The sequence below is a fragment of the Paenarthrobacter sp. NPDC092416 genome (genome assembly GCF_044755025.1).
GTDB lineage: Bacteria > Actinomycetota > Actinomycetes > Actinomycetales > Micrococcaceae > Arthrobacter.
In genome coordinates, this window is sequence record NZ_JBIVQG010000007.1 from 214458 (window position 1) to 236937 (window position 22480).

Genomic DNA, 22480 nt, shown 5'->3' on the forward strand with positions numbered 1-22480 from the left:
CTGTGGCACTTGGAAAGAAGAACAGGACAACAATGGCCAGGACTACGCCGGTCATTGCACCTTATGGGCACCCTTCCGGGGCTGTGCCACCCAGCATTCCGAGTGAGCTCATCCCACAGCACGTTGCCATCGTCATGGATGGCAATGGACGCTGGGCCAACCAGCGGGGACTGCCGCGAATTGAGGGGCATAAGGCTGGAGAGCCTGCCCTGCTGGACGTCATGGCCGGGGCCATTGAACTCGGCATCAAGTACGTCAGTGTGTACGCCTTTTCCACCGAAAACTGGCGTCGGTCGCCCGAGGAAGTCCGTTTCCTCATGGGATTTAACAAGGATGTGCTACGTCGTCAGCGCAATCAGTTGGACCAGTGGGGAGTACGGATTCGCTGGGCAGGCCGGCGTCCACGGCTCTGGGGTTCTGTCATCAAGGAACTCGAAGAGGCAGAGGAGTACACCCGTGCCAATGACACCTGCACACTAACCATGTGTGTTAACTACGGTGGCCGAGCAGAGATTGCCGACGCCGTGTCCGCGATCGCGCACGACGTCGCGGCGGGCCGCCTCAAGCCCGGTTCCGTCACGGAGAAGACCATCCAGAAGTACCTGGATGAACCGGATCTCCCGGATGTGGACCTGTTCCTGCGCAGTTCCGGGGAGCAGCGGCTTTCAAACTTCCTTCTCTGGCAGTCGGCATATGCCGAGTTCGTCTTCATGGACACGCTGTGGCCGGACGTCGATCGGCGCACACTCTGGGACGCCGTCGAGATTTATGCCAAACGCGACAGGCGTTACGGTGGAGCCGTTGACGCGGCGCCTGCCGCAAAGTAGCACGAAGCTGCTAAATCAGTAGGGGTACGAGCCAAGCCACACGGCGACGTCGCGATAGGCCTGCTGACGAACAGTTCGCCTCGAGAGGAAGACGTCGTGCAGTGCCCCTGGGTAACGGAAAACGGCCGTGCGGCGTCCAAGTCCCAGTGCCCGCCTTGACGTCTCCTCGACGTCGATGACGGCATCGGCGCGCATCAACTCAGCTGTCCATTCGCCCTGGATCCTGGTCCGTCCGGACAAGAGGACCAACACCGGGGCATCGATATTGAGTTTCCGTTCCACGGCTGTATGTCCGGAGAGGACGGCTTTGGTCCAGCCGGCCCGGATGGGGAATGAAGCCCGAGGACGCCAGTCCGGGTCAAGGATCCATTCGCCGTGCGCCTCGTTGCTGACGCTTTCCCAATAGGCCGGCATTTCGGGGAAGCGGAACGGCCGTTTGGGGTCCGTGCGGGCAAAGGGCTCCACCAAGTGCATGGCAATGCTGCGGATCAGGCTGCTGCCTTGGAGTTCCAACCAGGGGGAGTTGAGGACGAGCGTGCCAATCCGGCCCGGGTTGCGGTCCGCCCACAGCGAGGCAATCAGGCCACCCAGCGAATGGGCGATGATGTGGATGGTCGGTGACACAGCGTTATTGGTCCGGCCGGCGATGTCCTTCTCGATCTCCAGCAGGGCCGCAGCGATGTCCTCGTCGTAGACAGCGAGGTCCGTGGTATATCCCGGGGTCTGGCCTGGCAGCAGGCTGCGGCCAAACTTCCGCAGGTCCAACGCGTAAAAGTGAAACCCGGAGGCCGTCAGGTATTCGGCCAGTTCTGTCTGGAGGAAGTAATCCGCCCAGCCGTGCAGATAAAGCACAACCCTTGGAGCGCCGGCAGGATCACTGGGAATTGCACGGCGACGACGTTTGGTGAACGCGGCAATGACGTCCAGAATGCCGTGTGGAGGCGCCGCGACCGGTGGCTTGTGCCTGATCAGTGTTGCCTTTACAGGGCCTTCGTCGTCTGCTTCCAGTGGCAGGTCCATGCATTCGAACCCATGGCCCATGATGTCCGGCTGCCACAGTGACAGTGACTCGTCGGTGGTTGTCATGCGTCTCCTTCCCGCCGGCTCTCCGCCGCGTCAACTTCCATGTATCCGCGAATCCAACGCGAAAGCCTCTTATACGCGTCCGCCCTCACGGAAGGTGCGGACAGGAACACGTCATGGAGTCCGCCCTCGATCCGCTCCAGTGTGACCGAACATCCCAGGGCCATGGCCCGCAAGGCGATGATGTCCACATCAAGAACAGCATCTGAGCGGCGCATGGACTCCTGCCACACCATTCCGTTGGCGCTGGCTGCAGATGTCAGGACCAGAACTGGCATGGGGAGTTGCAGTCCACGTGCCACCTGTGAATGGCCTGCGAGGACTGCGCTGAGCCAGCCTGCCCTGACCGGGAAGGCGAGGGGCGGGCGATACTTTTCGTCCAAGGGCCATTCGCCCTCGGCAGTGCTGCTGATACTGCGGAAGTAGAATCCACGCTCCGGTAGCCGCAGAACCGTCTTGGGCCGGAACCTGGCGATGGGGCCCACCATCGTCTGTGCAGCCCGCCGAACCAGGGAGTTTCCATGCATTTCCAGCCAGGGGCTGTTGAGGACCAGATACTGGACTTCTCCGGGGTGCCGGCTGGCCCAGAGGGCCGCCACGAGCCCGCCCGTCGAATGCCCCATGAGCGCCAGGCTTGAACCGGAGGATTCTGCCCTGTCCGAATGAATGACCGCAATTGCTTTGCTGATTTCGGCATCATAGTCACCGAGGTTCGCCACGTAACCGCCGGGAGTGTCCGTTTGCAGGCTGCGGCCATGGTTGTGCATGTCCAGTGCGTAAAAGTCATATCCGCGTGAGGCCCAAAATCTCGCGAGTTCAACATTGAAGAAGTAGTCACTCCAACCGTGCAGGAACAGTACTGAACCCACAGAATCAGCGGATCGTTTCTCAGCGCCTCCCGGCTCGCTCATCTCAGAGGGCCTGTGGCGGACCAACGTGGCGCGGCGCACCACGCCGTCACGTCCCGTGGCTTCGAAACCGCAAGACTGGAAGTCCTCCCCAAGGATGTCCGTTGACCACTCCATGGCTTCAGCTTAGACACTAGCCCCGGCATCTCGGCCGGCAGCCCTGCCAGTGAACAGGCACCCGCCCAGGAAGGTACCCTCCAAAGCGCGGTACCCATGTATGCCACCGCCGCCAAAACCTGCGGCTTCTCCGGCTGCGTAGAGGCCTGGGATTGCCTGGCCTTGCGCATCCAGCACGCGGGACCGCAGGTCTGTTTGGAGGCCGCCAAGGCTTTTTCGCGTCAGCACGGACAGCCGAATGGCCACCATGGGGCCGTGGGCCGGGTCCGCCAGCCGGTGTGGGGCGGCTACCCTCATCAACTTGTCGGTCGCGAAGCGCCTGGCGGCACGAATCGCCGCAAGTTGGGGATCCTTGCCAAGGCCGCTGGAAACCTGGAGGTCGCGGGCAACGACGAGTTCTTCAAGGCGGTTTGCGTCCAGCAAGGAGTTTCCGCTGAGTGCATTCATCTTTGCGGCAAGTTCCCTCGGTGTTGGTGCCTGAAGAAAATCGACGCCACGTTCCAGGAAGCGCTGGATGGGGGAGTCGCTGCCGGGTTTCAGCCGAGAAGCCAAGAGCGCGACATCCTTCCCGGTGAGATCGGGGTTCTGCTCGGAGCCGGAGAGCGCCAGCTCCTTGAGGGCAATGGTGCGATTGAGGACGAACCAGGAATAGCCATGGCCGGTACCTACGATGTGTCGCAACGCTCCGAGGGAATCGAAGCCGGGAAACAGCGGCGCCGGCAGTTGTCGGCCTTCGGCGTCGAGCCACAAGGAGGAGGGGCCCGCCAGGATGCGGATGCCGTGGCCAGGCCAGACGGGGGCGTAATTCTCAATTCCCTCCGGGTAATGCCACATGCGGTCACCGTTGACCAGAGCTGCACCAGCGGCCTCGGCCGCGGGAAGGAATCCTCCATCGACAGATGCCGGGACGCCGCTGAGCATGTGCTCCGGGGCGGTTCCAGCGGGCCACTGCCGGCGCACGGTCTCATGGTTTCCGCCAATGCCGCCGGTGGTCACCACTACAGACCCCGCCTTCGCCTCGAAACCGCCGACGGCGACCCTCGAGGAAGCTTCGCCCCGCACCGCCGTCGACGCCTCCAGAATCTCGCCCGCGACGCCGCTGATGCGGCCCGCCGTCGTTATCAACGACGTTGCCCTGCAGCGGAAATGCAAGGAAACCAAACCCGCTTCGACGCCCTCCTGGACCTTTGCGAGAAATGGTTCCACCACAGCGGGGCCCGTTCCCCACGTGACATGGAAACGCGGCACGGTGTTTCCGTGACCTTGAGGGCCGTACCCGCCGCGTTCGGCCCACTGCACCAGGGGAAAGATTCCGACGTCGAGGCTTTTCAGCCATGATCGCTTCTCGCCAGCCGCAAAGTGGACGTACGCCTCAGCCCATTCGCGGGCGTGTGCATCCTCGGTCCGATCAAAAGCGGCGGAGGCAAACCAATCCGACAGGGCAAGTTCCGCGCTGTCCCTGACCCCGAGCCTGCGCTGTTCCGGCGTGTCCACCATGAACAATCCCCCGAACGACCAGTGGGCCTGACCGCCTATTGAAGCTGCCGGCTCCTGGTCGAGGATCGCAACACGTTTGCCGGCGGCGTATGCCGTCGCCGCCGCGACGAGCCCGGCCAATCCAGCTCCAACCACGATCACATCGGCGGCAATCCTCTTGGTCCCATGATCTGCGTCACGATCTTGTAGCGGCATGCGTACATGCTAGCCGTCCGGGCAGTCATGGGTTTGGCGAGTTGTCCGTAAACCGGAAAACTAGGAGCATGCGCGTTTACCCCACCTTCTTCAAGCTGGCCTTTTCCTGGATGGATGCCGAGAAAGCCCACAAAATTGGCTTTCAGGCGATCCGGGCTGCCCACCGTACGGGGGTGGGCCGGATTCTTGCGAGGATGACAGCTCCCCATTCCTCGCTGCGCACGCAAGCGCTCGGCCTCACTTTCCCCTCGCCCTTCGGGCTGGCTGCGGGTTTCGATAAAGAGGGCCACGGGATCGAGGCTTTGGCCGAACTGGGCTTTGGACACGTGGAGGTTGGAACCATCACAGGCCAGGCTCAGCCGGGCAACGAGAAGCCGCGACTTTTCCGCCTGATTGAAGACCGGGCCGTGATCAACCGCATGGGCTTCAACAACGACGGCGCTGCGGCTGTGGCACCGCGGCTAAAGTCGGCGCGGGCCTCCTTGCAGCGCCAGCACGCCAATGTAAGGCCCATTATTGGTGTGAACATTGGCAAGACCAAAGCGGTTGAGCTCGAGGACGCCATTGAGGACTACCTGGTGAGCGCCCGGAGCCTGGCGCCCGCGGCTGACTACTTGGTGGTCAACGTCAGTTCCCCCAACACTCCGGGGTTGCGACTCCTCCAGAACGTGGAAACGCTGCGACCGTTGCTGCAGGCAGTGGGGGATGCGGCTGATGAGGCGGCGGGCCGCCACGTGCCGCTGCTGGTTAAGATCGCGCCGGACTTGAGCGACGAGGATATCGACGACGTTGCCCGGCTGGCGCTCGACCTCAAGCTTGATGGAATCATCGCTACGAACACCACCATTGCCCGCGACGGCCTCGTTGCCGATGCAGCGAAAGTGGAGTCACTCGGCGCCGGAGGATTGTCCGGCGCTCCGCTCAAGCAGCGTTCGCTGGATGTACTCCGCCGGCTCAAAGATGCCGTGGGAGACAACCTGGTGCTCATAGCCGTTGGCGGCGTGGAAACTGCCCAGGACGTCCAGAACCGACTCGATGCCGGCGCCTCCTTGGTTCAGGGCTACACGGCATTCCTGTACGAGGGGCCGTTCTGGGCAGCAGGGATCAACAAAGGACTCGTGAAGCTTCGGAAGGCCGGAACCCGTTAGAGGTCCCACAGCCTAAAAGACGAAGACCCCGGACCAGCGGTCCGGGGTCTTCGTGCTGATGGGAGGAAGGGGCGGTGCAGACCTACGAGGGGAACTGGCCGCGCTTGACGAGGGGCTTGGGCAAGCGGAGCTTGCGGAACTGCAGGGCACGCATGCAGCCATACCAGACGGTGCCGCGTTCAACTTCGCCAAACTTCTCGGTCAGGCGCTTGCGCAGCTTCCGCGAAAGAATGAAGACGTCCACGAAAACGGCCAGGAACATGATCCAGAAGCCAACCAGTACGTAACTGATTTGTTCGCTGTTGGACGGGATGATCAGCGATACAACAACAAAGAGCAGCGCACCGAACATGAGGTACTCGCCCAGGCTGAACCGGGCGTCAACGTAGTCACGCGTGTAGCGCTTCTGCGGTCCCTTGTCGCGCAGGGGAAGGTACTTTTCGTCCCCGGTGTCCAGTGCCTGGCGCATCTTCTGCCGCTGGTCCTGGATTGCCACACGCTCCGCTTCCTTGGAAGCCTTACGGTCGTTGGGCACCAACGGCCGCTTGCGGGCGGCCTCCTGGTCCTTTCGCTTGGGCGTAGGGGTACCCTTTCCGGCACCCGGGTCCTGGGCTGCGGCGTGGGCCTGGTCAACTACTGCTTGAGCGCTGGGCTCTTCCTTTTTGCGTCCGAACACCCATACAGAATACCCCGCACGAAGGTGGCGCAGGTTACGTGACCCGTCCGCTGCCGGAGTCTGCGAGGGGGTGCCGCGCCTCCCGATCCACTGAGACGGTCGGCGGTAAAGTGTGGGCCATGACTTCAGCACATGCGGAGATCCCGCAGAACCAGCAACGGAACTCCGGCACCATCCCGGTCGAGGCACTGTCCAAGGCAGTCAGCGATTCGTTCGCCACCACCCTGGCCTCGTTGAAAGAGCTCGTCAGCATCCCCGGCATCGCTTGGGCCAGTTTCGATCCAGCAGAACTCGACCGTAGCGCAGAGGTCGTTTCTTCCATGGTCCGGGCAACAGGGATGGAGGACGTCCGTATCCTTCGGTGTGACAAACCGGACGGCACCCCCGGCGGCCCTGCCGTCGTCGCACGCCGCGCTGCCGCAGACGGCAAGGCGACCATCCTGCTGTACGCCCACCACGACGTCCAGCCGCCGGGAGACCGCGCCCTATGGAACTCAGAGCCATTCGTCGCCGAAGAGCGGGACGGTCGTCTGTACGGCCGCGGTGCCGCTGACGACAAAGCTGGCATCATGGCCCACCTTGCGGCCTACAGCGCTGTGACGAAGGTCCTTGGCGACGAATTCGGCCTGGGCGTGACGTTGTTTTTCGAAGGAGAAGAGGAGGCAGGGTCGCCTACTTTCCGTGCATTCCTTGAAGAGCACAAGGAATTGCTGCGTGCCGACGTCATTGTGGTGGCAGACTCCAGTAACTGGAAGGTCGGGATTCCCGCGTTGACCACCAGCCTCAGGGGCCTCGTGGACGGCACGTTTGAGGTGCGCGTCCTTGGACACGCTGTCCACTCCGGCATGTTTGGCGGTCCGGTTTTGGATGCGCCAACGCTTTTGTCGCGCCTCATCGCCACTCTTCATGACGACGACGGAAATGTTGCAGTCGCCGGGCTGGTTGCCCGTGATGAGGTGGCTGTTGATCTCACGGAGGCCGAATATCGCGCCGACGCTTCAGTGCTCGACGGCGTGCAGCTCGCCGGAAGCGGGACCATCGGCTCGCGGCTGTGGACCAAGCCCGCGTTGTCCATCATCGGCATGGATGTGCCCGCAGTTGATGTGGCATCGAACACCTTGATTCCCGCGGCCCGCGCCAAATTCAGCATGCGCCTGGCCCCGGGACAGGATCCTGACGCCGCAATGGAAGCCTTGAAGCAGCACGTTGAAGACCACGCCCCCTTTGGGGCCAAGGTGACGTTCACTCCGGGGGAGCGCGGCAACCCCTTCTCCACCGATACCTCTTCCGCGGCGGCCCGGACGGCGCTCTGGGCCTTGGAAGAGTCATGGGGTGTCGAGCCCGTGGAGATGGGCATTGGCGGCTCGATCCCGTTCATCGCCGACCTCACGGAAATGTACCCGGACGTCCAGATCCTGGTGACGGGGGTCGAGGATCCGGATTCGCGGGCACACAGCGCCAACGAATCCCTGCACATTGGTGACTTCCGGCACGCGGTCTTGGCTGAGGCGCTCCTCCTGGCGCGGCTCAACGCCGACGGACTGGGGAGCTGACGCATCCACGTCTGTGGGAGTGGACTTTCGGTAACTGCCGGTCGGCGTCGGGAACAAGCAAATGCTCGCCGTGGTTACGTCAGGAGTTATAGCAATGCGTCTGTGCGACGTAGCATGTAGCTATAGCCCGTACGTAATTGGGTAAGGGCAGGCAGGCGTTCCGGCGCCGCCGCCAGGAGCGTTATAAGAAGGTAGGCCAATGAGCACTGCAACCAACGAAAACAGCACCGGAGCACAGGTCGTCACTGACGAGGAGCTCGCCACGCACGAGGTCAACCTGACCGATGTCGCTGCAGGCAAGGTCCGCAGCCTCCTCGAGCAGGAAGGGCGCACCGATCTGCGACTTCGCGTTGCAGTGCAGCCGGGCGGCTGCTCGGGCTTGATCTACCAGCTCTACTTCGACGAGCGACTGCTGGACGGAGACGCAGTTCGCGACTACGACGGCGTTGAGGTCGTTGTGGACAAGATGAGCGTTCCCTATCTCAGTGGCGCCAGCATCGACTTCGAAGACACGATCTCGAAGCAGGGCTTCACCATTGACAACCCGAACGCCGGCGGGTCTTGCGCCTGCGGCGATTCGTTCCACTGATCTGAGCTATCGCCGCACGTCGGCGTCGTCCGGATTGGTTCCAAACCGATCCGAGCCACGGCGCTGACATGTGCGCGAAAACCGCTTCGTAGCGGTAAGCTCTACATCGGGTAGTAAAACTTTTAGTGTGCCCGGTGGGCCTTTGGCCTGCCGGGAGACAGCAACAAGAGGAAGGGCCGTCTGTGAGTTCGCAGAACCGAACCGGCAGCCGACGCATAAAGATCACCTCGATCACTGGCTTGGCACTCGCCGGCGCGTTGGTTTTGACCGGATGTTCACCAGAGGTAGAGAAGGGTTGGTTGCCGACAGAGCGCGGTACCACCAACCACACTGACCGGATCATGGACCTCTGGGTCAACTCATGGATCGCCGCCTTGGCAGTCGGCATCATCACGTGGGGCCTGTTGGTCTGGTGCATCATTGCCTACCGTCGTCGCAAGGGAACCACCGGTTTCCCGAAGCAGCTGAGCTACAACCTGCCGCTCGAGGTCTTCTACTTGACCATCCCGCTGTTCATGGTTTTGGTGTTCTTCTACTTCACCGACCAGGACCAGCGTGCGATCGATGACCGCTCGCAGCCGGCAGACGTCGTCGTTGACGTCCGCGGCAAGCAGTGGGCATGGGACTTCAACTACAAGCAGGGCGAAGTCATCTCCGAGGACCTCCACGAGGCCGGTGTGCAGGCGCACCTGACCGGTAACGAAGTCAACAAGGAACTGCTTCCCACCCTGTACCTGCCCGTTGGCAAGTCGGTGGACCTGGAGCTGAACTCCCGCGACGTCATCCACTCATTCTGGGTTCCCGCCTTCCTCCAGAAGCGCGACATGATCCCCGGCAAGACGAACTACATCAGGTTCACCCCCACCAAGGAGGGTACCTACGACGGCAAGTGCGCCGAACTCTGCGGTGAATACCACTCCGAAATGCTTTTCCGCGTCAAGGTTGTCTCCGAGTCTGAATTCCAGGCCCACATGGACAAGCTGCGCCAGGAAGGCAACACGGGCCTGCTCGGCGAAGAGTACGACCGCAACCCGAACCTGAACGAAACCAAGTAAGGGGAGCGACGTGGCTACTTACACTCAATCCGCCGGGACCCTTGAGGCTCCCGTAGTTCCTAAGTCCAAGGGACGCATCGTCGTCAACTGGATCACTTCCACGGACCACAAGACCATCGGGTACATGTACCTGATTGCGTCCTTCGTGTTCTTCTGCCTTGGCGGCGTCATGGCGCTGCTGATCCGTGCTGAATTGTTCGAACCCGGTATGCAGATCCTGCAGACCAAGGAACAGTACAACCAGATGTTCACGATGCACGGCACCGTGATGCTCCTGATGTTCGCTACACCGCTGTTTGCTGGCTTTGCCAACGTCATCATGCCGCTGCAGATCGGTGCTCCCGACGTCGCATTCCCGCGACTGAACGCTCTTGCCTTCTGGTTCTTCCTGTTTGGTTCCACCATCGCGGTGTCCGGCTTCATCACGCCCCAGGGTGCTGCTTCGTTTGGCTGGTTTGCGTACGCGCCGTTGTCCAACACGACGTTCAGCCCGGGCGTCGGTGGTGACCTATGGGTCTTCGGCCTTGCGCTCTCCGGTTTCGGAACCATCCTTGGTGCCGTCAACTTCATTACCACCATCATCTGCATGCGTGCTCCCGGCATGACCATGTGGCGTATGCCGATCTTCACGTGGAACACCCTCGTGACGGCGATCCTGGTTCTGATGGCATTCCCGCCGCTGGCCGCCGCGTTGTTCGCGCTCGGTGCAGACCGTCGGTTCGGTGCACACATCTTCGACCCGGAGAACGGCGGTGCCGTCCTTTGGCAGCACCTGTTCTGGTTCTTCGGCCACCCCGAGGTGTACATCATCGCCCTGCCGTTCTTCGGCATCGTCTCTGAGATTTTCCCTGTGTTCAGCCGCAAGCCGATCTTTGGTTACAAGGGCCTGGTTTACGCAACGATTGCCATTGCCGCACTGTCCGTTACCGTGTGGGCCCACCACATGTACGTGACCGGCTCGGTACTGCTTCCGTTCTTCGCCTTCATGACCATGCTGATCGCAGTACCAACAGGCGTGAAGTTCTTCAACTGGATCGGCACACTCTGGCAGGGCTCCATCACCTTTGAAACCCCCATGCTGTGGAGCATCGGCTTCCTGGTGACGTTCCTCTTCGGTGGCCTGACCGGTATTATCCTGGCTTCCCCGCCGCTCGACTTCCACGTCTCCGACTCCTACTTCGTTGTGGCTCACTTCCACTACGTGGTCTTCGGTACGGTGGTGTTCGCGATGTTCGCAGGGTTCTACTTCTGGTGGCCGAAGTGGACGGGCAAGATGCTCAACGAGCGCCTTGGCAAGATCCACTTCTGGCTCCTGTTCCTGGGCTTCCACGGCACGTTCCTGATCCAGCACTGGCTGGGTGTCGAGGGTATGCCGCGTCGTTACGCTGACTACATGCCGCAGGACAACTTCACATGGATGAACCAGTTCTCCACCATCTCGTCCTTCGTGCTCGGTGCTTCACTGCTGCCGTTCTTCTGGAACGTCTACATCACTTGGCGCAGCAACAAGAAGGTGGAGGTCGATGACCCTTGGGGCTTCGGCGCATCGCTTGAATGGGCAACATCCTGCCCGCCGCCGCGTCACAACTTCACCTCCCTGCCCCGCATCCGTTCGGAGCGCCCGGCACTGGACCTGCACCACCCGGAGCTGGCCCAGGTCCACACCGCCCAGTCCCCGGAGCCCGCAGCAGCTGTATTGGGCAACGCTGACCAGAAGGACGTCCGCAAGTGAAAATCGAATCGTGGCTCTTTGGAGCAGGAGTATTCTTCTTCGTCCCCGTCGCTCTCGCCTACGGATTCCTGACCAACTGGTCTGAGTGGGTCGGTGTCCTGGGTATCCTCTTGGTGGGTGGCCTGGCCGGCATGATCGGCGCTTACCTTGGATTCACCGGTAAGCGGATCGGCATGCGTCCCGAGGACCGTCCGGACGCCGAAATCCACGAAGGCGCTGGCGAACAGGGTCACTTCAGCCCTTGGAGCTGGTGGCCGCTGGTTCTCGGCCTGTCATGTGCGGGTGGGTTCCTCGGTTTGGCCATTGGCTTCTGGGTGACGTATGTCGCTGGTGGCCTGGCCCTGGTGGCCCTTGTTGGCTGGGTATTTGAATACAGCCGCGGTGACCACGCGCACTAGCAGTACTTGATGTAAAACGACGGCGGGCCCCACCTTTTGGTGGGGCCCGCCGTCGTTGTTGATCGTGACCGCAAGCGGCCGTGGCCTGTAGTGTCCTCAGCGGGCCTCAGGGGCCTCCAGGACAGCCGAAAGTCTACCCAAGGCATTTGCGGCCTCCTGGGCGCTGAAACCGTCAGGAAGGTCGTTTGGGGCAACCTCCAGGAACACCTCACACCCATGGTTGAAGTCCTCGGTCATGACCTCAAGAAGTGAGCGTGCGTCCACGGCAGGGCCACCTGGCTTTCGGATGGTGACTCGTAGGCCCGTCTCCGTTACTGCACGGACAAATACCGCTGCTGCCCGGGCGTGCAGGCCGATTTCGGCGGCGACGAAGGCTTTCTGCTCCGGCAAGCGGGCTCCTTTGCTACGACGGGATGGCCGTCCATGAAAATTGATCCATATAAGCGTAGCCGCGTGAACGCATTACCCGCACCACAGGCGACCAAGTGGTCTAGACCTGAACCAGCGTTGATCTACCCTTGATGTATGACTCAAATGAAGCTGGCTGCCTGCGATGGCTGATGCAGCGGACATCGCAGGTGAGATTGATCGGACGAGCGCGACGCCCATCTACATACAGCTCCGTGAAATCCTCCGCGCCTTTATCGGACAGTCGTGCCCGCCCGGTTCGTCACTCCCTTCCGAACGCGATCTATCGTTGCGTTTCGGGCTTGCGAGAATGACGGTGCGGCAGGCAATCGATGCGCTGGTTGGCGAGGAAGTCATTGAACGCGTCGTCGGGCTCGGGACGTTTGTTAAGAAACCCAAGCTGGACCTCCAAGTGAAACTGACGTCCTACAGTGAGGAAATGCAGCGCCGAGGCATGGTGCCTGCTGCCAAGGTGCTCAGCTTTGAGCAGATTGCGGCCAGTGCTTTCCTCGCAAGGGAGTTGCAACTGGACGAGGGTACCCCGTTGGTCAGGTTCAGGCGCCTCCTGTTGGCCGACAACGAGCCCATGAGTGTGGACGAAAACTTCATACCTGCCCACCGTGTTCCTGGGCTTTTGGACGAAGCGCCGCCGACGTCGCTCTACAACGTACTCAGCGAGCGATTCGGTCTGGTGATGGAGTGGGGCGAGGACATGATCGAGGCAACCGCGGCGTCGCCATCGACTGCCCGGTTGCTCAACGTGGACGTGGGAGCGCCCCTTCTCAAGATTCAGCGCCATGCCTTCGTGGCCCGCGCAATGGTGGACTACTCCGTTTCGTATTACAGGGCTGATCGCTACAAGTTGTGGATCCCGCTTCAGAGGCCAGGTGTGCGTCCAACCCGGAACTACTCGTCCGGGTATCGGACACAGTAGCTCGCGGAGTTTACTGAGTGCCCCATGGGGGGCACGGTTGTTCAACAGGTTGAGAAAGACAAAGAGGAAGGGCCGGTCCATGTGGACCGGCCCTTCCTCTTTGCCTTTGAAGCTGTCAGCTAGTGGCTGAGGCTCTTCTGGTCTTCGCCTGCTTCGATGGCCTCGTGGTGGCCATGCGAGTGGGCGGCTTCAAGTTCCGCGGGAGTTGCCGGAGCAACGCGGTCCTCGAAGAACCACCGGGAAAGAGCAGCGCGGCGCTTCTCCTTGCGGGTTACGACACCGTGTTCGTTCGGCTCAGCCGGCAACGGAAGCGGAGATTCGAAACCAACGAGCTTGTAGCGCTTGTACTCGTCCAGCGGTGCGTGGACTTCGATGAACTCGCCGTGCGGGAGTCGGACGATGCGTCCAGTCTCGCGGCCGTGGAGAGCAATCTCCCGGTCCTTGCGCTGCAAGGCGAGGGCAATGCGCTTCGTCACGATGAACGCGATGACCGGGCCAATGAAGAACAGGGTCCGCAACCAGTAAGTGACGTCGTTCAGTGAGACATGGAAGTGCGTGGCTATGAGGTCGGAACCTGCAGCTGCCCACATAACGCAGTACCACGTGAAGCCTGCAACACCGATCGCCGTGCGGGTCGGGACGTTGCGGGGACGGTCAAGGACGTGGTGTTCGCGGTTGTCCTTGGTGACCCAGCGTTCGATCCACGGGTACATGAACAGCACCGTGAAAATGATTCCTGCAGGCACAAGCGCCGGGAGGAGGACATTCAACGTAAGCGTGTGCCCAAAGACGACGTACTCGAAGTGGAAGTCGTTGATGACACCCGGCATCAGGCGCAGGGCACCATCAACAAATCCGATGTACCAGTCAGGCTGGGTACCGGCAGAAACAGGGGAGGGGTCATACGGACCGTAGTTCCAGATCGGGTTGATCGTGAAAGCAGCCGCCATGAGAGCCAGCACGCCGAAGACGATGAAGAAGAATCCACCTGCCTTGGCAGCATAGACCGGGCCGAGGGGGTAGCCGACGACGTTGCCGTCGTTGCGGCCCGGGCCAGGGTACTGCGTGTGCTTGTGCACAACAACCATGAACAGGTGGACGACGATCATCAGCAGGATGAGGGCCGGAACCAACAGGATGTGGAGCACATAGAGGCGGCCAATGATGGCCGTGCCGGGGAATTCCCCACCGAAGAGGAAGAACGAGGTGTACGTTCCGATAACCGGGATGGACTTGATCACGCCGTCGATGATGCGGAGACCGTTGCCGGACAGCAGGTCATCGGGGAGGGAGTAACCGGTGAAGCCTGCAGCCATCGCAAGGATGAGCAGGACGCCACCTACAACCCAGTTCATTTCACGGGGCTTGCGGAATGCGCCGGTGAAGAACACGCGGAGCATGTGAACACCAAGGGACGCCACGAACAGCAGTGCTGCCCAGTGGTGTACCTGACGCATGAACAGGCCACCGCGAACATCGAAGGAGATGTTCAGCGACGAGCTGTAAGCCACGGACATCTCGACGTTGTACAACGGCGTGTAGGAACCCTGGTAATGGGTCTCCGCCATGGACGGGTCAAAGAAGAAGGTCAGGAAGGTACCCGACATCAGCAGGATGACGAAGGAGTACAGCGCCACCTCACCGAACATGAATGACCAGTGGTCCGGGAAGACCTTCCGGCCGAACTCGCGGAGGATGCCGGAGCCGCCTACACGTTCGTCGACGAAGTCAGTGAAACGGCCAACTTTGGTCTTCGCTACGAAGGGGGCTTCAGCTGTTGATGAGGCGCTCATGCTCGTCACGCTCCCAGTAACTCGGTCCTACAGGTTCTTTGAAGTCGCTGGTCGCGACGAGGTAGCCCTCCGCGTCAACTGCGATGGGCAGCTGGGGAAGAGGACGGCTTGCCGGTCCAAAGATGACCTTGCATTCACGCGTGAGGTCGAAGGTGGACTGGTGGCACGGGCACAGGAGGTGGTGCGTCTGCTGCTCGTAGAGAGCAACCGGGCAACCAACGTGCGTGCAGATCTTGGAGTAAGCAACGATGCCGTTGTAGCTCCAGCTTTCGCGCCCCTCTGAGGGGTTCAAGGAGTTCGGGTCCAGACGCATCAGCAGAACGACGGCCTTGGCCTTTTCATTCAGCTTGCCCTCGTGGAGCTCGTTGAGGCCCTCGGGAATGACGTGGAACGCCGAACCGATGGTGACATCCGAGGCCTTGATGGGGGTGCCATCGGGGTCACGGGTGAGCCGCTTGAGCTTGCCGCCTTCCGGTGCCCACATGGTGTGTGCAAGGGCATCGTCCGGACGGGGGCCCAGATCGCCGAAGATGGCGAGTGCGGGGAGCGGAGCGAGTGCAACAGCACCAAGGAGGGTGTTGCGGATCAGCGGGCGACGCTTGATGCCGGTTTCCTCAACGATGTCGTCGACGATGCGGACTGCAGCCTGGCGATCTTCTTCGGTGCGGATGGCATGGCGCTCTTCCGACACTTCGTGATCGGGCATCAGGGCCTTGGCCCAGTGCACGATACCGGTGCCGATTCCAAGCATCGCAAACGCCGTACCCAGACCCAGCAAGAGGTTCTGCGTACGAATGGTTGCAATGGTGGAATCTTCACCAAGGTCGATGGCGAAGTACGCCACCAGGAAGATCAGCGTGCCGATGACTGAGGTGCCAAACAGAATGGCTACCTGACGCTCGGCGCGTTTTGCGGCTACCGGGTCCGTGTCAGCCAGGCGCAAACGATGCGGAGGCAGTCCAGGATCCTGGAACTTCTCCACCTCATTCTGACCAGCCGTAGCTACGGTGCCCGAGTGGTTCGGACTGCCGTCACTATGGTTGCCCATAATTCGCCTCATCCTTCTCTCGTTGTCTCGGCGTGAGCCGAGTTAATTATCAGTTCAAAACTGCTGACTGAGCAGCAGAAGTTTTTGTCGCTGCCCGACTACGAAGTACGGGACGTCAGCCAGATGGTGAAGGCGATGATGACGCCCAAGCCGGCGACCCAGACAAACAGGCCTTCGGATACGGGTCCAAGCGAGCCGAGGTCGGCGCCACCAGGCGAACCGTTGGCTTCAATCGTCTTCAGGAAGGTGATGATGTCGCGCTTGCCTTCAGGGGAGACGTTCGAGTCGTTGAATACAGGCATGTTCTGCGGGCCCGTGGCCATGGCTTCGTAGATGTGCTTGGAAGTGACATCCGCAAGAGCCGGAGCGAACTTGCCGCGGGTCAGGGCGCCGCCAGCAGCAGCAGCGTTGTGGCACATGGCGCAGTTGACTCGGAAGAGTTCGCCACCGTTGGCCGCATCTCCCTTTCCGTCCAGAAGGTGTTCTTCCGGAACGGCCGGGCCCGCACCGAGCGATGCAACGTAAGCGGCCAACTGAGTGGTCTGCTCGTCGTTGAACTGGACGGGCTTCTTCTCCGCCTGGGGGCCGTTCATCTGCATGGGCATACGGCCGGTGCCAACCTGGAAGTCAACTGCAGCTGCGCCCACGCCGACCAGCGAGGGGCCGTCCTGGGTTCCGCTGGCACCCATGCCGTGGCACGTGGCGCAGTTGGCGGCGAAGAGCTTGCCGCCTTCTTCTACGTCACTTGCGCTGTAGCTAGTGGTGTCGGCCTTGGCCTGGTTGACAGTTGTGGCGACGGCGTAAAGCCCACCAGTGAGGAGGAGACCCATCAGCAGCAGCGCAATGGCTGCCAGTGGGTGACGTCGCTTCTGCGAGAGTGCCTTCACGTGGTGGTTCCTTTATTCGATCCTGCGTCGGCTCCTAGAGCCGCTTCTTGAAATTCTGCCTCTTGTAGAAAAAGAGTCAAAGCCGGGCTTACTTGAGGACGTAGATGACCAGGAAGAGGCCAATCCAGACAACGTCGACGAAGTGCCAGTAGTACGAGGTGACAATCGCCGACGTCGCTTCAAAGTGCCCGAACTTCTTGGCTGCGAAGGCGCGGCCGATGATGAAGAGGAACGCGATCAAACCGCCGATGACGTGAAGGCCGTGGAAGCCTGTGGTCATGTAGAAGGCAGAGCCGTAGGCATTGGACGAGAGGGATACGTGCTCCGAAACGAGCATCGCGTATTCCGTGGTCTGGCCGGCTACGAAGAAGGCACCCATGATGAAGGTGAGAACAAACCACTCGGTCATGCCCCAGCGGGTGAACTGCAGCGGACCGCCGGTGCGGCGCGGTTCGAGCCGTTCGGCAGCGAAGACGCCCATCTGGCAGGTAAAGGAACTGGCCACGAGGACGATGGTGTTGACGAGCGCAAACGGGAAGTTGAGCTTGGCCGTCTCTTCGGCCCACATCAAACCGGATGTGGAGCGCAGGGTGAAGTACATGGCAAAGAGGCCGGCGAAGAACATCAACTCACTGGACAGCCAAACAACGGTTCCAACAGAAACCAGGTTGGGGCGGTTCAGCGTCGGGTGCGCCGGGGTACTGGGGGCATGGGTCGCAGATGTCACAAGGACATTATGTCTGTAAAAGTCCAGACTTCCCAATGCAAACCACCGATTCGGGAGACTTTTTCTACAAAGACGCGAAATCGCGCGGAAAAGTTCCCGGCGACGTTCACATTGGTCATCCGCGCTGCTGGCTCGATAGCATCGGGGAGTGACTTCTCCGGCAACGGCCCCCGCAGCCAGCAATACCTGGCCAGGGCTCATCTCTGCATTGATCAACGGCTCCGACCTTGCAGTTGGCAATACAGAGTGGGCCATGAACACGATCATGGCCGGCGAAGCGACACCTGCGCAGATCGCAGGCTTCCTGGTAGCCCTGCGTGCCAAGGGCGAAACCGTGGAGGAACTCGCGGGGCTCGTTGAGGCCATGGTTAAGAACGCCAACCCGATTGATATCTCTGGCGAGAAGCTCGACATCGTGGGAACCGGTGGAGACCGCCTGAACACCGTGAACATCTCCACCATGGCGGCCCTTGTAGCTGCTGGTGCGGGAGCGAAAGTGGTTAAGCATGGAAACCGGGCGGCGTCATCGACGTCCGGGTCCGCCGATGTCCTGGAAGCATTGGGTGTCAGACTGGACCTTTCCATCGAACAGGTGGCCCGCAACGCCGAAGAGGCCGGGATCACGTTCTGCTTCGCACAGGTCTTCCACCCGTCCTTCCGCCACACGGCAGTTCCGCGACGTGAATTGGCGATTCCGACTGCCTTCAACTTCCTGGGTCCAATGACCAACCCGGCGCACGTGCAGGCCTCCGCAGTCGGCGTCGCCAATGCCCGTATGGCGCCTCTTGTGGCGGGTGTGCTCGCACGCCGCGGCAGCCGAGGACTGGTTTTCCGTGGCGACGACGGTCTGGACGAGCTCACGCCCACGGGACCTTCAACTGTCTGGGAAATCAGGAATGGAACAGTAACGGAACAAGTATTCTCGCCCACGGAACTCGGTATTGGCCCCTCCACAGTGGCTGACTTGCGTGGGGGTGATGCCGCTGCCAACGCTGTGGTGGTCCGTGAGACTCTCGACGGCAAGCGGGGCCCCATCCGCGAGGCAGTGCTCCTCAATGCTGCGGCGGGCCTGGTGGCTGTGGATGTGAATGCAGAAGGGCCGCTCCTCGACCGAATGAGGACCGCCTACCTGAGGGCGGCCGAGTCCGTGGATTCCGGAAAAGCCGCAGGCGTCCTGAGCAAGTGGATCTCCCTCAGCCAGAGCTGAACAAAAATGACCCGCCGGTTCTCCGGCGGGTCATCCACAGTGAGGCAAATGTCGGGGTTTGGGCCTTACTGTTCGAAGCCCAGGGCGAAGGCAGCATCGAGGTCATGCTGCGAGTACGCGCGGAATGCAATGTGCGTGGTCGTATGGACCACCGAAGGTACCTTCGAGAGCCGGTCTGCGATGACATCAGCGAGTTCATCGTGCTTTGTGACACGGGCCACCGCGATTAGATCCCATTCGCCAGTGACGGAGTAGACCTCACTGATGCCTTGGATGGCCGAGATTTGCTCAGCGGTTTCCGGGATGCGCGACGCATCGGTTTTGATCAGAACGAAAGCAGTGATCACGTGGGGCCTTTCCGGAAATGCATCATTGCGGACGATCTCCAGCCTAGTGCATTTGCCACAGCCGACGACGATTCAGGCTCGGCGTTGCTGCTTCCGAGAGAGTCGAAGAACCAGGGCAGCGAGAGCTCGGTAGCCCAGCAGGAAAACTCCCAGGCTGATCAGGGCAACGATGATGAATGCCAAAACCACAGTCTGCCCGGTTGCAGCCCGGAGCAGCATCCCGATGACCACGGCGCCAATCCAGACGCATACTCCTGAGGGCCATACCCGAAGAGGGCTCCGCCACACGCGTGCGAGGGCCCATGCCACTGCACCACCGGCGAGGAACGGCCATGCGGTGACAAAGGCGCCGGTGATAATGTCGCCCCGCGCGTGGGCGTCCCTGCCGATGGCGGCAAAAACGAGGATGAGGACGAGGTCGGCGGTGGCTGCCAAGAGCGTGGTTCGCAAGGGTGAAGACATGATTCCGAGACTATCGGGGTGGAGGCTCTTGCACGAAGTCGGCGCTTGGTGAAAAGTTGTTCGCCAGAGGGCTCTCCATCCACAGGCGGAGGATGCTATGCGGCTAATTCAAGTGGCGCAACGCGCTGAAGACCTGAAGCGGGCAGAGAGGTTTTACGCCGCGCTTCTCGGAGCAGAACCCAAGGCAGTCTTTGATCCCCCGGGGTTGGTTTTCTTTGATGTAGCGGGAGTCAGGCTTCTGCTGGAGAAGGGTGCTCCTTCTTCGCTGATCTATGTCGAAGTAGCTGACTTGCATGGGAGCGTGGAGTCCCTGCGCAACCGCGGAGTCAGGATCATCACGGAACCCCAGCTGATATTCGCCCACGATGACGACCTTTTGGGGCCTGCCCAGTCCGAAGAGTGGATGGCGTTCATCGAGGATAGCGAAGGAAATACCGTGGGCCTGGTCAGCCGCATCCGTGCTTCCGGCGACTAACTCAAGTTTCTCAGGCATCCTCAGCTCACGTTGCGGGATGAACGGGTCCGACGCGGTGTAACGCCAAGCCAACGTGGTGTAACGCCAAGCCGATGCGAGGTCCGAGGCCACGACACGCTGCGAATCTACTCTGGAGGTGCCGGAGTGCTTACGCCTCCCGCTCGATGATGAATCCATGAACATCCGGCCTTCACGATTGGGGAGATCATGGCTTCCGTGAAAACAAGGACACGGTTCCTGAAGGCCTGGGTGACTTTGGTTGCCGCATTGGCGACAGGGGCCACCCTCGGGCCCACCAGTGCAGTAGCCGCAGAAGCTGATGTCCCGTGGATCGAAGGGCGAACCGTCGTGGGCAACGCTCTGAGAGTCAGCGGAGCGGAAGCGATCTATAAGGACTGCTCAAGCCTGCAGGACCCTGGGTATAAGGTTCAGTGGCTGCGCGATGGTCATCCGGTGGAAACCCGACCGGACCATAGCGAGTACTTGTACGCCTTGGAATCAGACGATCTCGGCAGCCGCATCTCTGCGGTTCTCACCGGCTCCACTCCGGTCTGCGGGTCCCGGCAAATCACGGTTGCAGCTTCCGACGCCATCCGCAAGGCCGTTCCCCGGTCTTTGGGTTTCACAGGCAGCAACACTGTTGAGCTCCTCGCCCGCAGGAAAGACGGCACGATGTTCCTGTACTTGGCGGACGACAAAGGGAAGGGTTGGAAGGATTCCCGACTCGTTGGTCCTGGCTGGGGTTCGTTCACGCATTTGGTGGCCCCGGGAGATCTCAACACCTCTGACTTCTGGGGTGAGATCAACGACGTCTTGGTGTGGAGCAGTTCCGGCAGCGTCAGGTTGCTTCCGGGCACTGGCGACGGTGGATTTCAGACCGGTGGCGGTGAGTTTGGTTCGGGATGGAACGTCTTCAATCAGATCGTCGGCCCTGGAGATTTCGACGGCGATGGCTTCAACGATCTCCTGGCCCGCGATTCCAGTGGAAACTTATATCTCTATCCCATCAACGCTTATGAGGGTTGGCTTCCGCGGACTGTTGTTGGATGGGGCTGGCATGTCATGGACGCCATCATCACTCCGGGCGACTTCGACGGGGACGGAAACGTGGACCTGCTGGCCCGGGACAAGGCGGGGCAGTTGCTTCTCTACAGGGGTGACGGTAAGGGAGGCTGGGCTGGTTCGGATGTTGTCGGATGGGGTTGGGACGTGATGACTCAGATAGGAAGCGCGGGGGACTTCAACCACGATGGACGCGCCGACGTCCATGCAGTCAACAAAGACGGGAACTTGGTCATGTACTACGGTAATGGCGCCGGAGGGTGGCTCGGTGCTGACATTGTGGGCTGGGGCTGGGACATCTTCGACACCATTCTTTGATGAACAAAGTCGCTGAGCAGCACCTGGTCCTGCGTTGGCCCCGACTGCAGCGCCAACAGGGCTACTGGGCACCAACAAATGCAGGGCGTACGACGGCGGGAACCTCCCGCCGTCGAACGCTCGCTCTTGCGTCTAATCGCCGTCCGCGACACCCCGCGCGCACTCGATGAAATTGTCCGCGATGGTCTCCGACGTGCCTGTCCGGCTGACCAGCGACAGCTCCACGAGGTCCACCCGTTGCGATAATTCCCGTGCTACCAGGCCCCGCCGAGCCCCCAGTGATGAACGCGGCACCAGCGTGACCCCCAGGCCGCAACCGACCATGGCCAGTTGGGACTGGATGGAGTTCGCCAAGTGCCTGGCGTGCGGGCTGAATCCTGCCTGGCGGCAGGCTGCCACCATTTCGTCGTGATAGTCCGGCGAGATCGCACGCGGAAGCCACACCCAGCTGTCGTCCCTGAACCGGGCAAGGTCCACCGCCCCCACGCCGGCAGCCTGGGCATGCGTCTCCGGGAGTGCCAGGACAAATCGGTCGCGCCGCAGGGGAACTGACCGTAACCCCCTATCGGAACCAGGCTGGCGGATGATGGCGACGTCGAGTTCCCGCCGAAGCAACCGGTCGCGCCCGTGATGAGTGTCGATCTCCGATACTTCCAGCTCCACGTCCGGCCAAGCACCCCGGAACGTGTCCAGAATGTCGGGGAGCAGGCCGTCAAAAGCGGACGTCACCGACCCCAGGCGTAACGTCCCGGCCATGCCGGACTTTGACCGCGCCGCGACTTCCTCTGCCCGCTCGGACGCCTGGACCAGCAAGCGGCATTCGTCCAGGAACAGCTTCCCCGCGTCGGTGAGCAACACGGAGCGGCTGGAGCGGGTCAACAGACTGGTTCCAAGCAGCCGTTCCAGCTGCAGGATGGCCTGGCTGAGAGGTGGCTGGGACATCATCAGCCGTTCGGCAGCCCGCCCAAAATGCAGCTCCTCTGCCACGGCAATAAAGTACCGGGCTTGGCGCACCTCGATCATTGAGTCGCAAG

Annotated in this window: 23 protein-coding genes; 11 read left to right on the forward strand and 12 right to left on the reverse strand. The window is 61.3% G+C overall.

All coding sequences use genetic code 11. The annotated features are described in order from the left end of the window. Positions 1–2 precede the first annotated feature (2 nt). Positions 3–827, forward strand: coding sequence for an isoprenyl transferase (locus tag ACIQC5_RS14950; protein WP_400283736.1), 825 nt, complete (start codon positions 3–5; stop codon positions 825–827). A 15-nt stretch (positions 828–842) separates the two neighbouring features. Here ACIQC5_RS14950 and ACIQC5_RS14955 read toward each other — a convergent pair whose 3' ends face one another. From ACIQC5_RS14955 to ACIQC5_RS14965, 3 genes are read right to left on the reverse strand one after another with little or no spacing between them, the layout of a single operon-like run. Then, complete coding sequence (locus ACIQC5_RS14955; RefSeq protein WP_400283739.1) at positions 843–1913, reverse strand: alpha/beta hydrolase; 1071 nt, start codon at positions 1911–1913, stop codon at positions 843–845. Further along, entirely contained in the window at positions 1910–2935 is a 1026-nt protein-coding gene (locus tag ACIQC5_RS14960) for an alpha/beta hydrolase (RefSeq protein ID WP_400283742.1), read from the reverse strand. The genes ACIQC5_RS14955 and ACIQC5_RS14960 overlap by 4 nt, the downstream gene beginning before the upstream one ends. Before the next feature lie 9 nt (positions 2936–2944). Continuing rightward, positions 2945–4627 (reverse strand): FAD-binding dehydrogenase, encoded by a 1683-nt coding sequence (locus ACIQC5_RS14965; protein ID WP_400283745.1) that lies wholly within the window; start codon positions 4625–4627, stop codon positions 2945–2947. 68 nt (positions 4628–4695) lie between these two features. Between ACIQC5_RS14965 and ACIQC5_RS14970 the strand changes: the two genes are divergently transcribed. Next, positions 4696–5775: a quinone-dependent dihydroorotate dehydrogenase gene (locus ACIQC5_RS14970; RefSeq protein ID WP_400283747.1), complete on the forward strand. Its 1080-nt coding sequence runs from the start codon at positions 4696–4698 to the stop codon at positions 5773–5775. A gap of 82 nt (positions 5776–5857) precedes the next feature. Here the strand turns inward: ACIQC5_RS14970 and ACIQC5_RS14975 are convergent, their stop codons facing one another. Further along, positions 5858–6451 carry a DUF3043 domain-containing protein gene (locus tag ACIQC5_RS14975; protein ID WP_400283750.1) on the reverse strand — a complete coding sequence of 198 codons (594 nt, stop codon included), beginning with the start codon at positions 6449–6451 and terminating at the stop codon, positions 5858–5860. Between the two features lie 119 nt (positions 6452–6570). Here ACIQC5_RS14975 and ACIQC5_RS14980 point away from each other — a divergent pair, with 119 nt between their 5' ends. From ACIQC5_RS14980 to ACIQC5_RS15000, 5 genes are all read left to right on the forward strand, one after another. Beyond that, the gene (locus ACIQC5_RS14980) at positions 6571–8004 is read left to right on the forward strand and encodes a dipeptidase (RefSeq protein ID WP_400283753.1); all 1434 of its coding nucleotides are present in this window, start codon (positions 6571–6573) and stop codon (positions 8002–8004) included. A 199-nt stretch (positions 8005–8203) separates the two neighbouring features. Continuing rightward, the gene (locus ACIQC5_RS14985) at positions 8204–8593 is read left to right on the forward strand and encodes a HesB/IscA family protein (protein WP_400283756.1); all 390 of its coding nucleotides are present in this window, start codon (positions 8204–8206) and stop codon (positions 8591–8593) included. A gap of 182 nt (positions 8594–8775) precedes the next feature. Next, positions 8776–9648: a cytochrome c oxidase subunit II gene (gene coxB / locus ACIQC5_RS14990; protein ID WP_400283759.1), complete on the forward strand. Its 873-nt coding sequence runs from the start codon at positions 8776–8778 to the stop codon at positions 9646–9648. Between the two features lie 10 nt (positions 9649–9658). Then, the gene (ctaD, locus tag ACIQC5_RS14995; RefSeq protein WP_400283762.1) at positions 9659–11380 is read left to right on the forward strand and encodes a cytochrome c oxidase subunit I; all 1722 of its coding nucleotides are present in this window, start codon (positions 9659–9661) and stop codon (positions 11378–11380) included. Beyond that, complete coding sequence (locus tag ACIQC5_RS15000) at positions 11377–11778, forward strand: cytochrome c oxidase subunit 4 (RefSeq protein ID WP_400283764.1); 402 nt, start codon at positions 11377–11379, stop codon at positions 11776–11778. Before ctaD ends, ACIQC5_RS15000 begins: the two co-directional genes overlap by 4 nt. 96 nt (positions 11779–11874) lie before the next feature. Here the strand turns inward: ACIQC5_RS15000 and ACIQC5_RS15005 are convergent, their stop codons facing one another. Beyond that, the gene (locus tag ACIQC5_RS15005; RefSeq protein WP_400283767.1) at positions 11875–12168 is read right to left on the reverse strand and encodes an HPr family phosphocarrier protein; all 294 of its coding nucleotides are present in this window, start codon (positions 12166–12168) and stop codon (positions 11875–11877) included. 163 nt (positions 12169–12331) lie between these two features. Between ACIQC5_RS15005 and ACIQC5_RS15010 the strand changes: the two genes are divergently transcribed. After that, entirely contained in the window at positions 12332–13120 is a 789-nt protein-coding gene (locus tag ACIQC5_RS15010) for a GntR family transcriptional regulator (RefSeq protein ID WP_400283770.1), read from the forward strand. Between the two features lie 119 nt (positions 13121–13239). On the opposite strand, the gene ACIQC5_RS15015 is transcribed toward ACIQC5_RS15010, so the two are convergent. The 4 genes from ACIQC5_RS15015 to ACIQC5_RS15030 form a co-directional block, all read right to left on the reverse strand. Next, on the reverse strand, positions 13240–14913 hold the full coding sequence (locus ACIQC5_RS15015; RefSeq protein ID WP_400283773.1) for a cytochrome bc complex cytochrome b subunit: 1674 nt from the start codon (positions 14911–14913) through the stop codon (positions 13240–13242). Further along, positions 14891–15961, reverse strand: a complete 1071-nt coding sequence (locus tag ACIQC5_RS15020) for a Rieske 2Fe-2S domain-containing protein (RefSeq protein WP_400283776.1) — start codon at positions 15959–15961, stop codon at positions 14891–14893. Before ACIQC5_RS15020 ends, ACIQC5_RS15015 begins: the two co-directional genes overlap by 23 nt. A 98-nt stretch (positions 15962–16059) precedes the next feature. After that, positions 16060–16848 (reverse strand): c-type cytochrome, encoded by a 789-nt coding sequence (locus ACIQC5_RS15025; RefSeq protein ID WP_400283779.1) that lies wholly within the window; start codon positions 16846–16848, stop codon positions 16060–16062. Between the two features lie 88 nt (positions 16849–16936). Next, complete coding sequence (locus tag ACIQC5_RS15030) at positions 16937–17575, reverse strand: heme-copper oxidase subunit III (protein ID WP_090821562.1); 639 nt, start codon at positions 17573–17575, stop codon at positions 16937–16939. Positions 17576–17723: 148 nt separating this feature from the next. Between ACIQC5_RS15030 and trpD the strand changes: the two genes are divergently transcribed. Beyond that, positions 17724–18782, forward strand: coding sequence for an anthranilate phosphoribosyltransferase (gene trpD, locus ACIQC5_RS15035; RefSeq protein ID WP_400283783.1), 1059 nt, complete (start codon positions 17724–17726; stop codon positions 18780–18782). A gap of 65 nt (positions 18783–18847) precedes the next feature. Here the strand turns inward: trpD and ACIQC5_RS15040 are convergent, their stop codons facing one another. Then, a complete protein-coding gene (locus ACIQC5_RS15040; RefSeq protein WP_400283786.1) occupies positions 18848–19129 on the reverse strand; it encodes an Lrp/AsnC family transcriptional regulator in 282 nt (93 codons plus the stop codon). Between the two features lie 72 nt (positions 19130–19201). Then, the gene (locus tag ACIQC5_RS15045) at positions 19202–19591 is read right to left on the reverse strand and encodes a DUF3054 domain-containing protein (RefSeq protein WP_400283789.1); all 390 of its coding nucleotides are present in this window, start codon (positions 19589–19591) and stop codon (positions 19202–19204) included. Between the two features lie 97 nt (positions 19592–19688). On the opposite strand from ACIQC5_RS15045, the gene ACIQC5_RS15050 reads away from it, so the two are divergent. Both ACIQC5_RS15050 and ACIQC5_RS15055 read left to right on the forward strand, forming a co-directional pair. Next, positions 19689–20066, forward strand: a complete 378-nt coding sequence (locus tag ACIQC5_RS15050) for a VOC family protein (protein WP_400283791.1) — start codon at positions 19689–19691, stop codon at positions 20064–20066. Positions 20067–20273: 207 nt separating this feature from the next. Continuing rightward, positions 20274–21446, forward strand: a complete 1173-nt coding sequence (locus ACIQC5_RS15055) for an FG-GAP repeat domain-containing protein (RefSeq protein ID WP_400283794.1) — start codon at positions 20274–20276, stop codon at positions 21444–21446. Positions 21447–21578: 132 nt separating this feature from the next. Here the strand turns inward: ACIQC5_RS15055 and ACIQC5_RS15060 are convergent, their stop codons facing one another. Further along, the gene (locus tag ACIQC5_RS15060) at positions 21579–22469 is read right to left on the reverse strand and encodes a LysR substrate-binding domain-containing protein (RefSeq protein ID WP_400283797.1); all 891 of its coding nucleotides are present in this window, start codon (positions 22467–22469) and stop codon (positions 21579–21581) included. Positions 22470–22480: the final 11 nt, after the last annotated feature.